This is a genomic window from Peptidiphaga sp., assembly GCF_057238965.1.
Genome location: NZ_DBHHEV010000014.1, coordinates 18,370 through 32,677, shown reverse-complemented (window position 1 = coordinate 32,677; position 14,308 = coordinate 18,370). Strand labels below are relative to the sequence as shown.

Genomic DNA, 14,308 nt, shown 5'->3' with positions numbered 1-14,308 from the left:
CCGGCTTTAAATTCATGCGGCGTTCGCGCGTGAACGCGACGGTGGTGGCCGGCGACGGCTCGAACAGCTTCCGGGTCGAGGCCAGGTCGATCCTCTTCGCCAACTGCGCGCGGCTTCCCGCGGGCTTCGTGCTCGCGCCGGACGCCCGCATCGACGACGGCTGGCTCGACCTCGTGCTTCTGGACACAAAGGGCTGGATCTTCGGCTGGGGCGACGTCATGCGGCGGATGGGCCTGCAAGGAATCGGCGTGCGCCGGACGATTCTGCCCTCTGCGGGAACGATCGACCTGCGGCGCATGCGCTCGGCGACGGTCACCGCCGACCGGCCCGAGCTCGTCGAGGCCGACGGCGACGCCCTCGGATACGCCACGAAAGTCACAGCAGAAATCGACCCGCTGGCGCTCACCGTCCACGTGCTGTGAGCGGGCGGCCTTCCGGCGGCTCCGCCTTGCCTTCGCCGTTCCGCGTTTGCGGTCGTGCGATTCTGCCTTTGCGGGCCGCGAAGAAGCGGCTGCACAGGCTTGGGGGCGCCTCCTTACGGCGGAGACGCCTTTTTACGCCCGCCCGGCCAGCAGCCTCTCGACGAATTCGCGCCCTGCCCGGAAGTCGGCGTCGGACGTTCCGGGGCGCGGTCTGATCCTCTCGCCGCTGGCCGAAGGGTAGGAGCCGAGGAAGACGACCTGCGGGCACACGCGGTGCAATCCTATGAGAACCGCCTGGATGCGCTCGTCGCACAGGTGGCCCTCGGCGTCGATCGAGAAGGCGTAGCGGCCCAGCGAATCGCCGATAGGCCGCGACTCGATCCGCGAGAGATTGATGCCGCGGGCGCTGAACTGCTCGAGCATGCTCAGCAGCGCGCCGGCCTCGTCGTGCGGGAGCTGGACCAGCAGGGTGGTTTTGTCCGCGCCCGTCCTTTCGGGCTGCGGCCCGGGAAGTCCCACCATGATGAACCGGGTGACGGCGCCGGGGTTGTCGGCGACGTCGTCGGAAAGCGACTCGAGGCCCATGAGCTCGACGGTGGCGGGCGGGCACAGGGCCGCCTCGAAGCCGGGGCTGTCCGATTCGGCGAGGGTTTTCGCGCCGGCGGCGGTCGACGTCGCCGGCACGTGGACGACCGGGCCGAGGTGCTCGGCGATCCATCCGCGGCATTGCGCCCACGCGTGCGAGTGGGTCGATATGGCGCGGATGTCCTCGCGGCGCGTGCCCGGCCTGACCGCGAGCGAGAAAGCGATCGGCACGAGCATCTCCGCCTTGATCTGCAGCGCGGAGCCGTCCGTCAGCGCGTCGAGGGTTGCGTTGACCCCGCCCTCGACGGAGTTTTCGATCGGGACGACGGCGAAGTCCGCCTCTCCCGAGCGCACAAGCCTGAGCGCCGTCGGAACGTCGATCGCCGGAATCTCGACCGAATCGGGCGGGGCCACCTGTTTCAACGCCGCGTACGTGAACGTTCCCGCCGGTCCCAGGAACGAAAAGCGCAGGGGGGCCTGCTTTGTCGCGCTCATTGGTCTCCTTCCGCCCGCTTTCTTCTCGCTCGCGCGCTTTCTTCTCGCTCGCACACTTTACCTGCCGGTTTCCCCGCGGACGGGCCAACCCTCCGAAATGTGGGCGACGCCTTGGCCTGGCCACGGACCGCCGCATGCCGTTTTCTTCCGCGATTTCACGCATCCGCAGGGCGTTCTCGCATCGGCAGGGCGTTTTCGCTCGGCAGCCTCGACGGCGTCGACGCTTGGGCGACTTCACCGATCCGCAAGACGCCTTGAGACCGAGCGCAAACCCCAGGATTCGCCGGGCGATCTCGGGGATTTGCGAGGTAGGCGCGTTTGGCCGCAGTGCATGCCGCCTGCGCCGCTTCCGATAGGCTGGTCTCATGGTCCTTCGCTCCGCCCGCCAAACGATCCTCGTCGTAGTGGCATTGCTCGCGGTCCTCGCCGGAGTGTGCGCGCCAGCTCGCGCGGAGGGAACGGCTCGTGCGGGGAAGCCCGCGGCCGAAGGCGGCGGGAAGGGCCCCGTCGTCGTCGTCGGATTCTCGGGAGTCAGCTGGACGGACGTGACCCGGAAGACCGCCCCTCACCTGTACGAATTCGGCAAGAAGGCGGCGGTTTCGAACATCGTGGTGCGCACGGTCCGCGAGACCGCGTGCCCGGTGGAAGGGTGGACGGCCCTTGGGTCCGGGCAGCGCACGATCGACGACGGCTGCCGCCTGCCGACCGTGGCGGGCAAAGCCCCGGTCCGGTGGGCCCAGCTGAAAGAGGCCAATTCCTCGAGCAGTTACAAGGCAAAGATCGGCGCGCTCGGCGAGGCTCTCCAAGGGCGCAGCGCCCTCGCCGTCGGCCCCGGCGCCGCCCTCGCCCTCGCCAAGCCGAACGGCCGCCTTCTCGGCGGCTATGCCGCCCTCGCCCCGCTGCCGGTTTCGGGGGAGGACGGAGACGTCGGCGGCGCGGCGCGAGCCTACGCCGGGTCCGACGCGGACGTCACGGTGATCGACCTCGGCGCGGTCCGCTACCCCGGCAACGAACTGAGCGAGAACCATCCCGTCCAGGCCCCGGGAATCGCCCAGCGCCTGCGCGAGTACTTCACGCCCGAGGGCGCTGCGCCCGAAACGGTAAAGCAGCAGATCTCCTACATCGACGCCCGGTTCGGGCTGCTTGTCAAACAGATTCGCAAAAAGACGCCCAACGCCACCGTGCTTGTGGCGAACGTCGCCGACGCCGACTCCTCGCGGCCGCATTTGGGATATTTCGCGGCAGCCGGGCCCCGCATGGGCGGGCCGGCGCTCGCGACGTCGGACTCGACGCGGCAGCCGGGGCTCGTCCAGGTCACGGACATCATGCCCACGCTGGCCGGATGGCTGGGCGCAGGGCCGCAAGCCCGCGGCAACGCGATAGGCTCGGCCATCACAACCGCCAAGGCCTCCGACGACGGGGAGGCGAACATCGCCCGGCTTGACGCCGAACACACCCGCGCGCAGGTGACCCGCTCGCTTTCCGGCTCCTTCTACGTTCTTCTCGCCGCGCTGTCCGCGGCGATCCTCCTCATGTGGGCCAAGCGGAAGTCTCACAGGTGGACGGAGACGAATGAGCGCTTCTTCCTGCAATTGAGCGCCCTCACGGCCGCGCTTCCTGTCTCGACGCTGCTCGTCAACCTCATTCCCTGGTGGAGGATGTCGAATCCCCTCGTGAGCCTGCTCATGGGGGTTGTGCTCATTGCCGCCGTTCTCGCTCTCATCGCTTTGCGCGGAAAGTCGCCTTTCGCCCCGTTTGCCGTCATAGGAGGCGTCACCGCCGGAACCCTGGCCCTTGACGTGCTCCTCGACGGCATATGGCACGGGTACCCCCTCCAGTTGGCCGCCTTGCTGGGCATGCAGCCGCTTGTGGGTTGGCGTTTCTACGGCTTTTCGAACAATGCCGTCGCCATGTTCGTCGCCGGGCTCGTGCTGCTGCTCGCCTGGCATTCCTCGCGGACGGCCCGCAAGAAGTCCGTCGCGGTCATCCTGGGCGCGGGCGCGCTCGCCGTGCTCTTGGACGGCTCGGCGAGGTTCGGGGCGGACTTCGGCGGGCCGCCGGTCATCGTCGTCGGCCTCGGCGTCCTCGCCACGATGGTCGCCGGAAAGCGGCTCACCTGGCTTCGCTTCGCCGCCGTTCTGGGCGCCGCCGTCGCCGTTTCTTTCGTGTTCGCCCTCTTCGACTACCTTCAACCTGCCCCCAAGCGCTCTCACCTCGGCAAGTTCGTGGGGTCCTTCTTCGACGGCGGCGGCCTCGCCATCGTCTGGCGCAAAGTCACCCAGATATTCGGGGGAAATGCGCTCTTCATCCCCGTCGCCCTGGCGATCGTCGCGGCGATCTGCGCAGTCGCTTGGCTGCTGGCCAAGCGCGGACACTTCGCTCGGCTCCGAATTGAGGACGAAATCGTGAGGCGTTCGGCGGTTTCGCTCGTATCGGCGCTCGTCGTCGCTGCGCTGCTCAACGACTCGGGGGTTACGATGCCCGCCGTCGGGCTGATCGTTGCCGCCCCGCTGTGGTTCGTCGCCACGCTGCGCCGCGAGGGAGAGGCGACCGCCGGTCAAAGGGACGCTGCCGTGCAGGAAGGCGAGGCCGCCGTGCAGGAGGAAGAAAGCCCGGCAACGGCCTCTCGCGAATAGGCAGCCGCTGTCCGACGACGCAGGTTTGGCAGGCTTGAAGCCGCCGTCAGTCAGACCCCGAGCGGGCGCATGCGCGGGGTCTGGCGCGCGGATCGATCTCGGTGGCGGGGGCGGACCTTGATTGATGGCATACGCTTGGTCACTGTCGGAGTATTAAAAATACTATTCTAATGTATTTGAATCATCCATGCGACCTCCAGTGTATGTTGTTCGCTACGGAGGGGGTGTGGCTTTCTGCGTGGCGTCTCGCCCTTCGTTGCACAGCGCCTTTCCTTTGTTCTTTTGCGACTGTTTTCCACGGTTGTGGCTTGCTCGAAACGTCCGCCGCGAACTGGAGAATCTGTTCGCGGCCTTTCTGCCGCGCGAGACTGCGCGATCGATTTGCCGCGGAATGCCGGACCTCCGTTCGGGTGTGAACAGACGTGCGCGACGTTGAAATGCGCACCATTTCAAGGAAAAGTCGGATTGTCCCGCGCCTTCGGCGTGCGAATCGCGCCTTACGGAGAAGGTACAGTTTTTGCATGGCCTGTCGATCATTTAAGCTACTTTAGACCGCTTAAGGGCGGCGCCCTGTGAGGAGTCCGGTGGAATGTGCCTGTCCGAATGGCGGCGTCGCGCCGAATGTCCAAAAACTTGAAGGGAGTTTCGCGCATGGGACCAGGTGGGGCGGACACGCTGTCCGCGGATCCGAAGGAGCTCGCGACTGAGGCTGGCAACGCGCAAGACTGCGCCGCCAAAAGTCAGCGAATGCGGACGGAAGATACAGCCGGCAGCATCTCGGGGAAGATTTCAGGAGGCAAGGCGGCCTCGACCGTCAAGACGACGTCCGAGCATCTTTCGAACGAGCTCAAAGACATTGAGCATCAGCTGAGCGACTACTCGGACGATCTCGTGGCAACCATGAAGACGATCGAGCAAACCGATCAGAACGAGGCGGGGATGTATCAGGGCATGACCCCCTCCGGGGACGCCGGCGGCTTTGCCGAGGGAATAGGCGCCGGAGCAGGAGACGGCGGCGCAGGCGACGCCGGAGGCGGGAGCGGCGCTGCAATTGGCGGCGGTCACTCGTACGGGTCGGCCGGCGGTGCGTCTGGCGGCTCAGCTGGAGGCGGCCACTCGTATGGCTCCGCCAACGGCGGCGCCGGCCAGCTTTTCGGCTCCCCTGGCGGCGGCTCGATTGTAGGCGGCCATTCGTACGGTTCGACCGAGAGCGGCCAGATCGTCGGCTCACACGGTGGGCATAACTCGATGGGAGGCGCTCTGGGCGGCATCCACAATTTGATGAGCGGCGATTCCGATTCCTTTTCGTCTGGGGCTCGAGGATCTCACCCCGCGCCCATGCCCCGCGTCGAAACCTCGGGCGATCCCGCGCCCATGCCGCACGCGGAGACCTCCGGAAACGCCGCGCCGATGCCGCACGTCGAAACCGAAGGCGGAAAGATCCTCCCCTCCGTCGAACAGGGACACAGCTACGGGGCCCAGATTTCCGGCGGCGGGAGCTCTCACGGAGGCTCCTTTGGCCCGGCGCCCATGCCGCAGGCGGAGGTCCCGGGCGATCCCGCGCCCATGCCGAATGCCGGAAACTCGGGGAATCCCGTTCCCATGCCCACGGCGGAAGGCTCGGGCAACCCCGTCTTCACGTCCCACGGAAGCGTCCATTCGGTGACAAACTCCTCCGGTTCGTTCGCCCCGACGCCGATGCCGCACGCGGCGCCTTCCGGCGACCCCGTTGCGATGCCTCACGCCGAGACACCCGGAAATCCGGCCCCAATGCCGCGAATCGAGCCTTCCGACCCGCCGGTCTTCACCCGCGGGGGAGGGGCGGACTACGGCCCGCGGATTCCCGGCGTCGGCGCCGACGGCGGCTCTTTTGCTCCATCACCCATGCCGCACGTCGAGAATCCGGGCAACGCCGTTCCGCTTCCCGGCGCGCAGGGTTCGGACGCTCCGGCTCCCATGCCCCGCGTGCACGGCTCCGGCGGTTCGTCGTCGGCCGCGACCGCGTGAGGCTCGAATCACGCAACCGTGAAGTGCGCAAACCGACAGCGCATCAGAGCTCAATTGCCGACGTTTCGGCGCTAAGAAAGGACTTTCTCCATGAAATGGAGCGACATCACCGACTGGGAAGAGTCGACCCTCGAAACCGAGTATCAACAACTGTGCATTCGAGAGAAGGAGGCGGAAAACTGGGGGCGCGAGATTCTCGAGCTCAACAAGTCGACGAGCTGGCAGGGCGACGCCCGCAAAGCGGCGGACAAGAGGGTCGAAGAGATCGACCAGGATGTCGCCCAGTTCATCGTGAATCTGCGGGCGATGAAAACCGCGACGTCCACGATGCAGCAGGGCATGGGCGCCGTGCAGGGCCTCGTGAGAGACGCGAAGGCGCACGCCGAGGGCTCCGGTTTGACCATCCATTCGGACGGCACCGTGGAAGACACAAGCGGAACCGATTGGGGCGACGTGGCTCTCAGCACCGCGATGAACCCGTTGAGCTACGCGCTTCCGGGAGCGGGCGCCCTCATTTCGGCCGGGACTTCCTACGAGATGAACAAAGCCGCCAGGCAAAAGGCGGTCGACGAGTGTGCAGACCGCGTCGATAAGGCCGTCAAGAAAGCCAACGAGATAGACGAGGCGTACTCGCAAGCTCTCAGCAACATCGAAGAAGGCAAGGTCAAGCCCGAAGGCTCCCTCAAGCACACCGTGGACGGGCCCCTTCCCATGCCTCAGGACACCAGCGACACCCGCGCCGTGGCCGAATGGTGGGACTCGCTGAGCCGCGAGGAGCAGGAAAGGCTCGCCGACGAAGAACCGGATCGCATAGGCAACCTCGACGGCGTCGACGCCTGGGCTCGAGACAGGGCCAATCGCCATCGGTTGGACAGGGATTACGAGGATCTGAACAGCAGGAAAGAGTCCAACGAGAAGAAGGTCACCGCCTATCAGGCGTGGGTGGCCGGCGGTCGAGAAGGAGCTGCGCCCTCCAGCGCCGACGAGTTCTCCCGTGCGAAGAGCGAACTCGACAGGCAGGCGGAACTCGACAAGCTCAAGACCGCTCTTAAACAAGGCGCCCAATACAACGGCACGTCGCAGCTCCTTCTTTACGACCCCGTCGAACCCGGCGAGAATCAAGATCAGCTCCATGCGGCTGTGACGGTAGGCGACGTCGATAAGGCCGACAACGTTGCGGTTCACGTGGGCGGGCTGACGACGAGCGTCGACAACAACGTCATCGGGTACACCGCCGAAATGGCCAATGTGGCCGGCACGGCCGGAGGGGACACGGCCTCGGTCATGTGGTTCGGATACGATCCTCCGCAGGCGGGAGCGGGCTCGAACGGCGTCTTCACCGTGTCCGAAACCGAGCGCGCGGCCGCGGGAGGGGCCGACTTGTCCCACTTCCTCGAGGGGCTGCACGATTCGCGGCAGGGCAGCGGAGAGGGCGGCGATCCGAGAATCACCGCCCTAGGCCACTCCTACGGTTCGACGACCCTGGGATACGCCCTGACGCAGGTGCGCGACGGCGTCGTCGATGCCGGAGTCTTCTACGGGCCGCCGGGAGTCCCGGCCAAGGACGTCTCCGATTTCAACGTGCCCTCGGACAGCGTCTACGTCATGAAGAACGACCAGGACATCATCGGCGCAGTGCCGAACAACGGGCCGATGGGCATGGCTCCCGGTTCCGATATGACGCAGCTCAGCGATCCCACGGAAGTGCCCGGAATTCAACACATCGAAGGGAACCACGGGATCGACCCCGGCACCGGTTTGGTCACGGGAATCCTCGGGCCCATCGCGGGCGCTGGTTACGAAGGCTACAGCGACCACGTCAATTACTTCGACAGCACCAATTACCAGGATGCAGACACGCAGAAAGAGATCCATAAGTATCTGCGTCAACAGGGGCTGCCTGAGACCGATGAGAACGTCCGGGCCGAAATCCAGCGCCGCCAGCAAGAGAACGCGACCTCCCAGCAACGAGAAGTTTCCGATATCGTCGCTGGAAGGAAGTGAGCGGAAACTTGGAGCCAGGCAAACGTTGTTAAGGAGCCGGGCAAACGCTCGCATGGGGCGCATGTAAGCGTGGACATGGGACCATATGAGCGCGTGTTTGGATCCGGGCAAGCGCGTACTTTGGAACCAAATAAGGGCCGACGGCGCGGCGCAAACGGGTCGTCGAAGCGAGGCTTGCCGAGCTGGCGGCGCTCTGCGTGCAAGCCGCCGGGCTCCGAAAAGCGGCGGGCATTCTGGAGGGGCGATACGGCTCTTCCGGGGTGCCCGCCGTTGCGGGCTGTCGGGCGCCCGTAGCCTCCTTCCCGGGCGTGTTGGAGCGCCTCAGGTTGGGGTTGACCTCGCCCTCGACCCAGCCCCTCCTCCTCGGGCGTGTTGGAGCGCCGCCGACGAGTTTGAGCCGTCGAGCAAGCGGGAGCCGCCGTCAGGCGCAGCTGGAGCTTGCGCGGCACGTGTGGGACGCATGTGGGGATTGGCCGAGTGTGGCGGGGTCCGGAAAGCCCGCACTATGGTTGCGGACTCCCGGGGTTATGTTCCCTGCTTTCATTCGCCATAGATCGGCTGAGCCAATCTGATGAAAACAGATTTGCCAGGTGGGGAAACTCTAGATTTTAGCTCGAAAGAGATTGGTTTGAGACGGTAGGAGTTGGAGAAAGCTACCCTCACACATGAATCGTTGCTATTTCAGCCTTTGCCTGCTGGGGACCGCTTGCTGTCAAGCGATCTCTGTGCTGAGGTAAGATAGTCAAGGCGGCGGAAGTGGCAGTCGAATGTGGGTATTTGCAGAAGTTGCGACAGTCGTCCCAGAGAACGATCTATTTAACTTTCAATCAAAGGCTTGGAGGGAGTCAAAGATGGGAGAGGGTGCTGTGGGCACGCTGTCCGTGAATTCGAGCGAGCTCGGCAAACAGGCGGCGTTTGCTGAAAACTGCGCGACGGAAAGTGCGAAACTGGCAGCGGATCACGCCGCAGAGGGAATATCGGGCAAGATTCGAGGAGGGGACGCGTCGTCGGCGGTGACGGCGGCAGCCGGATGCCTGACGGGAAAGCTCAAGAGCATTGAGGGGACCCTCAACGAGCATTCGGGCAGTCTTCTGCAGACCGCAAGGGACGTGGGACAGACGGATCAGGCCGAGGCCGGCGCATACGCGGGTTTGACGGCGTCCGGGGAGGCCGGGAACGACGCTGGAATCGACGGCGTCGACGGAGAAAGCGGCGTGTCGGCCATCGGCGTTTCGGGCGCTCCAGGTGCCTCGGGAGCCGACGAAGGCCAACTGGCGACGAACGAAGCCTTGGCCGGAATCTACGAGTTGATGGGGCCTGAGTCTTCGAAGGGCTAGGAACCGGACCTCGAGCACCTGAAAGAAAAAGGGCCAACGGCAAGAGACAACGGAGAAAGGACTTATCGATGCAGTGGAGCGACATCGTCGAATGGAAGGAATCGACCCTCGAAACCGAGTACGGCGAGCTGGACGGCCTCGTCAAGCGGGCTGAAACGTGGGGGCAAGAAATCCTCAAGCTCAATCAGTGGGACGATTGGCAGGGGCAGGCGCGCGATGCGGCCGACCAGCAGGTCGATCAGATCGCGAACGAAGCCAACCAGATCCTTGTGGAACTGCGGGAGATGAAAAGAGTGACGTCGCAGATGCAGCAGAGGATGGGCGAAGTGGAAGGCTTCGTCAACGACGCGACGGCGCACGCCTCGAACAGCGGGTTTATCATCCATTCGGACGGCGCCGTGGAGGACACTGGTGAACAGACGTGGGAGGCAAGTTATGTAAACACCCTAACCTCCTTCCTCAAGATCTTGAATCCCTTAGGACCGAGCATGCCAACCGAAGAGGATCACACACATGCCAGGCAAGAGGCCGTGAATGCGTGCGCCAAACTTGTTGAGAAGGCGGTTCGCCGCGCAACCGAAGCGGATCAAGAGTACGCAGCGGCTCTTAGAGCCATCGAACAAGGGACGATCACGCCAGCAGGCAGCCTTCAGAACACGCTGAACGGACCCTTGCCCAGGCCGGCCGACCTCAGCGACACCCGGGCGGTGAGCCAGTGGTGGGATTCCCTGAGCCGCGAGGAGCAGGAAGAGCTCGTTGCGAAGGAGCCAAAGCTCATCGGCAATCTCAACGGCGTCGACGCCTGGGCTCGCGACAAGGCGAACCGCGCAGTGATGCAGGCGGATTATGACGATCTGAAGTCTCGGGAGGGGCAAAACAAGACGATTGTCGAGGCTTACGAGAAATCGGGCTACGATTCGGCTTCCGGCATCTCGCCAGATGAGTATCAAAAGGCGAAGTGGGAGTGCGACAGACTGGAAGAACTCGAAAAACTCAAGGAGGCACTCAATCAAGCCGCAGGGTACAACGGAAAGTCGCAGCTGCTCGTATATGACGTCATCGAGCATGGGCGTACTCAGGAATACAGTGAGGATCAGTATCAGCTCCATGCCGCGATTTCCGTCGGCGACGTCGACACCGCGGACAACGTCGCTGTCCACGTGGGCGGGTTGTCGTCGAACGTCAAAGACAACGTCGTGGGCTACACTGCCGAGATGGCTAACGTGGCCGCTGTCGCGGGTGGAAACACCGCCTCGGTCACGTGGTTCGGCTACGACCCGCCGCAGATGAACCTGTCTCCTCTGAACGGGATCGAGACTGTGACCCATACCGATCTCGCCGCCAAGGGAGGCAAGGCTCTGGCAGGCTTCCTCGAGGGGTTGCACGACGCGCGTCAGGGCGCCGGCGAGAGCTCGGATGTTCGGATCACCGGTTTGGGCCATTCCTATGGTTCGACGACGCTGGGCTACGGCTTGTCGCAGGTACGCGACGGCGTCGTCAACTCCGCAGTTTTCTACGCTTCTCCGGGAGTTCCGGCCGACGACGTCTCAGATTTCAATGTGCCCTCGGACAGCGTCTACGCCATGCGAAACAACAACGACATCATTGGCTACGTTCCAAACATCGGATCGGTGGATATCGCCCCGGACGCAGACATGGCGCAGATGGGCGAGCCCATCGGCATGTCTGGCGTGCAGACGATCAAGGGGAAAAACGATCCGTATGTTCTCAGCCCTTTTACGTCTCACTCGGATTACTTCGACTCTACGAACTACCAGTCGGAAGAGTCGATGAAGGACGTCCTCGGCTGCCTTCGGAAGCAGGGCCTGCCAGAAACTGAGCAGAACATTCAGGCCGAGATTTTGCGCCGCCAGCAGGCGAATGCGACAGAGCCGCAACGGACGGTGGGCGAGATAATCAATGGAAGCAAGTAACGAGGCCGCGGGAAAACGAGCAGTGCGACCGCGCCGTTCCCGCCGACGTGATCGGCGGGAACGGGCAGCAGAAGGGCCGGGGCGCGGCAGGCTGCCGCATGAATGAAACGCGGCCCGCCGCGAAGGGAAAAGCGCCCCTCGGCTGCGGCGCCGTCAGCCCTTGTAGGCGTTGTACGGCTCGTAGGGCTTGGAGGCGGAGTTCCTCTTGCCGTGCGGGACGTGGATCCTGCGCAGGCGACGTGCCAGCACGGCCTTGGCCACGCCCTTGTACTGGTCGGCCCGGTGCAGCTGGCCGGCGAAGTTGTTGCCCGACGCGCGATGCTTGAGGTCGCAGACGACTTCCTGGACGGTGAACCCCGCCACGAGCAAGTCGATCGTCATGCCGGTTTCCACGCCCCAGCCGCTCGCCAGCGGCAGCGCCGCCATGAAGGCCTCGCGAGTCATGCACCGCTGACCGGAGATCGGCTGGCGCGGCTCCCATCCCGTCGTCCGCTTGATCGCCTTGAAGGCGGCCCCGGTGACCAGGCCGAAGCCGCCCGCCCCTTCCTGGGGAGGCAGCGCGGCGACGGTGAAATCGGCTTTGCCTTCGAGCACCGGCGCAACCAGCGGCGAAGCCTCGACGGCGGTGTCGCCGAGGTCGGCGTCGAGAAAGAGCAAAAGGCGCGGCGGGCGGTCCCTCGTGTCGCGCATGGCCGCCACCTGCGCCCCGGTCTCCATTGCGGAGGCCTTGCCGCGGTTGACCGAATGCCGCACGACGGTCGCGCCGGCGTCGCGGGCCGCCTTCTGGGTGTCGTCCTCGGAGCCGTCGTCTACCACGACGACCAGGTCGACGTGCGGGATGGCGCGGGCGGCGCGGATCGTCGCGGCGATCCTGTCCTGCTCGTCCTTAGCCGGTATGACTACTGCTACGCGTTGCTCGGAGGTTGTCACACTTCTAGCCTAGCCTTCAATGTTGAGATATAAGTGCTTCGACGGTCGGATGTTCATCGCAGCGTCACTTGACGGGAAACGATACCCGCCCGCGCGCGTTTCTCTTCGGGTGTGAGCGGATCCGACGCTGCAATGGCCGCGTCGAGTTTCGGTGCGAATTCGGCCATCGGGGCGGCGAGTTCGTCGGCTTCGGCGCCTTTTGGCAGTTCCCACACCGGGATGATGAGCCCCAGCGCCCTGAAAGCGCCGACGAAACGGGAATCGTCGAAGGAAAAGTCGTCGGCCGCGCGAAGCCTCGCCAGCCCGTCGAGAACCGCGTCGCGAGGCTCGGGCCTGACCCACCTGACAAATTCGCGGCTCATGCGGCACCAGAATGCGCCGTCGACGCCGTCGACGGCCTTCATCGGAACAAGCTGGGATCGCGAATCCTCGAGCGCCTCCCTGTTCTCCGGCTTGGCGGCGTCCTCTTCCGTCATCCAGAACGATGGAATCTCGTGCAATTCGAGTTCGCCGAAGCTCGCGACGACGTCCTGCAGGCGAGGGCCGGGCTCGGGCAGGTCCGAGACCTGGAGCGCCTGGCCGTCGGGAAGCTTGATCCCGTCGATGATCCGCGCGGCGATGTCGCGCGAGGCGTCCCCGGAGCTCATGACCGTCTGCGCGGCGACCAAAAGCACGCCGTCGGCCCGGCGCAGCGCCCCCGCCATCGAGGGAAGGATCGTCGTCAGGACGACGTCGGCCGAGCCGTACTCCTCCGTCGTGGTCGCCGGAAGCGTCGCCAACGGCAGAATCTCGCGCATGGCGACGAGATCGGCCTCCGCGGGAAGGCCCTCGAAGGGGCGCTCGACGAAAGCCACGGCCTCTCTGGGCTTCTTCGGCGCGGGCGACGGTCGAGACTGCGCGGACTGCGCCGACCCGGCCGGGGCCGCTGCCCGCCTCTTGGATGCCGCTCGGCGGCTCTTCTTCGACATGCTGTCCTTTCGTCGGTGGGCGCCGCGCCCGGGGTGCGCGGCCTGGAAAACCGCGCGGGGACTCGTTCAGTCTCCGATTGTATGCGCTCGCCGCAGTTTGCGGCCGGATATGCGCCGCACGAGTCGAGTTGCGGAATTCACGCGGTGGGATGCGCGACGTCGGGAAAGCGGGCGAGGCGGGACAAGCAAGCGCGACGGGCAAATGGCCCGGCGCGCGAGCGTTGAGCGTCAAAGGCGCCGGTTCGACGCCGTCTCGGAGCGAACGGCGCGGTGCGCAATAGCGGCGCCGGACGAGCCGGGCGGCCTCATTCGTCCCAGAAATGCTCGACGTCGATGACGCCTCCGGCCTCCTCGAAGTCGCGGCGCACGGCGGCGCGGAATTCGGCGTCGTGAAGGTAGTCGAGGGCCACCGAGGCGAGGCCGTAGGCCCCGTCGGTCGCCGCGGCGTCGCCCGAGGGGGAGCCGGCGGCCGCGGCCATCTCGCGCGTGTGGAGGGCGACGTCGGAATCGGCAACCTTGATGAGCGGGTGGATGCCGGGAATGCGAACCGACACGTTGCCGAAGTCGGTGCCGGCCGCGATCGTTTCGGTCACGACTCCGGCGGGCAGAGGGTCGCGCCCGCGTTCGCGCTGGGACCTGACCCAGGCGCGGGTGAGCGGGCCGTTTGTGCGGACGGGCATCTCGTTCGTGGTCTCGGAGGTGACGATTTCCAAGCCCGTCCCGGTCATGAGGGCGGCCCCGCGCAGCACGTCCTCGACCCGCGCGACCAGGTCCTTGAGCGTCTCGGGGTATTTCGACCGCGCCAACAGGCTGATTTCGGTTCTTTCCGGGACGATGTTCGGCACGTCGCCTCCGTCGACGACAATTGCGTGGAGCCTGTCCATCGGCAGTATCTGTTGGCGCAGCAGGCCGAAGCCGGTGAGCGCGAGGGTGGCGGCGTCCAGCGCGTTGCGTCCCATGAAGGGCTGGGAGGCCGCGTGGGCGGGCACG

Annotated in this window: 10 protein-coding genes; 6 read left to right on the top strand and 4 right to left on the bottom strand. The window is 65.3% G+C overall.

All coding sequences use genetic code 11. The features are described 5' to 3' along the window. Positions 1-422 (top strand): diacylglycerol/lipid kinase family protein (locus ACO48X_RS03295; RefSeq protein WP_485000511.1); only part of this gene is annotated, 422 nt, incomplete at its 5' end. 132 nt (positions 423-554) lie between these two features. Here the strand turns inward: ACO48X_RS03295 and pheA are convergent. After that, positions 555-1,502: a prephenate dehydratase gene (gene pheA, locus ACO48X_RS03290; RefSeq protein WP_485000509.1), complete on the bottom strand. Its 948-nt coding sequence runs from the start codon at positions 1,500-1,502 to the stop codon at positions 555-557. A 365-nt stretch (positions 1,503-1,867) separates the two neighbouring features. Between pheA and ACO48X_RS03285 the strand changes: the two genes are divergently transcribed. The 5 genes from ACO48X_RS03285 to ACO48X_RS03265 all read left to right on the top strand — a co-directional run bounded on the left by ACO48X_RS03285 (position 1,868) and on the right by ACO48X_RS03265 (position 11,420). After that, on the top strand, positions 1,868-4,138 hold the full coding sequence (locus tag ACO48X_RS03285) for a hypothetical protein (protein WP_485000507.1): 2,271 nt from the start codon (positions 1,868-1,870) through the stop codon (positions 4,136-4,138). A 651-nt stretch (positions 4,139-4,789) separates the two neighbouring features. Further along, positions 4,790-6,145, top strand: coding sequence for a hypothetical protein (locus ACO48X_RS03280; RefSeq protein WP_485000505.1), 1,356 nt, complete (start codon positions 4,790-4,792; stop codon positions 6,143-6,145). Positions 6,146-6,235: 90 nt separating this feature from the next. Next, positions 6,236-8,149 (top strand): alpha/beta hydrolase, encoded by a 1,914-nt coding sequence (locus ACO48X_RS03275; protein WP_485000503.1) that lies wholly within the window; start codon positions 6,236-6,238, stop codon positions 8,147-8,149. 851 nt (positions 8,150-9,000) lie between these two features. After that, a complete protein-coding gene (locus tag ACO48X_RS03270) occupies positions 9,001-9,486 on the top strand; it encodes a hypothetical protein (protein ID WP_485000501.1) in 486 nt (161 codons plus the stop codon). Between the two features lie 68 nt (positions 9,487-9,554). Next, entirely contained in the window at positions 9,555-11,420 is a 1,866-nt protein-coding gene (locus ACO48X_RS03265) for an alpha/beta hydrolase (protein ID WP_485000499.1), read from the top strand. Positions 11,421-11,573: 153 nt separating this feature from the next. Here ACO48X_RS03265 and ACO48X_RS03260 read toward each other — a convergent pair whose 3' ends face one another. From ACO48X_RS03260 to ACO48X_RS03250, 3 genes are all read right to left on the bottom strand, one after another. After that, complete coding sequence (locus ACO48X_RS03260; protein WP_485000497.1) at positions 11,574-12,350, bottom strand: glycosyltransferase; 777 nt, start codon at positions 12,348-12,350, stop codon at positions 11,574-11,576. A gap of 53 nt (positions 12,351-12,403) precedes the next feature. Next, the gene (locus tag ACO48X_RS03255; protein WP_485000495.1) at positions 12,404-13,318 is read right to left on the bottom strand and encodes a DUF5926 family protein; all 915 of its coding nucleotides are present in this window, start codon (positions 13,316-13,318) and stop codon (positions 12,404-12,406) included. Between the two features lie 305 nt (positions 13,319-13,623). Next, positions 13,624-14,308 (bottom strand): peptidase dimerization domain-containing protein (locus ACO48X_RS03250; protein ID WP_485000493.1); only part of this gene is annotated, 685 nt, incomplete at its 5' end.

What these genes read in the sequence shown, in the direction of transcription:
- pheA (WP_485000509.1), bottom strand. Translation starts at nt 1,502, where the DNA reads ATGAGCGCGACAAAGCAGGCCCCCCTGCGCTTTTCGTTCCTGGGACCG.
- ACO48X_RS03285 (WP_485000507.1), top strand. Translation starts at nt 1,868, where the DNA reads ATGGTCCTTCGCTCCGCCCGCCAAACGATCCTCGTCGTAGTGGCATTG.
- ACO48X_RS03280 (WP_485000505.1), top strand. Translation starts at nt 4,790, where the DNA reads ATGGGACCAGGTGGGGCGGACACGCTGTCCGCGGATCCGAAGGAGCTC.
- ACO48X_RS03275 (WP_485000503.1), top strand. Translation starts at nt 6,236, where the DNA reads ATGAAATGGAGCGACATCACCGACTGGGAAGAGTCGACCCTCGAAACC.
- ACO48X_RS03270 (WP_485000501.1), top strand. Translation starts at nt 9,001, where the DNA reads ATGGGAGAGGGTGCTGTGGGCACGCTGTCCGTGAATTCGAGCGAGCTC.
- ACO48X_RS03265 (WP_485000499.1), top strand. Translation starts at nt 9,555, where the DNA reads ATGCAGTGGAGCGACATCGTCGAATGGAAGGAATCGACCCTCGAAACC.
- ACO48X_RS03255 (WP_485000495.1), bottom strand. Translation starts at nt 13,318, where the DNA reads ATGTCGAAGAAGAGCCGCCGAGCGGCATCCAAGAGGCGGGCAGCGGCC.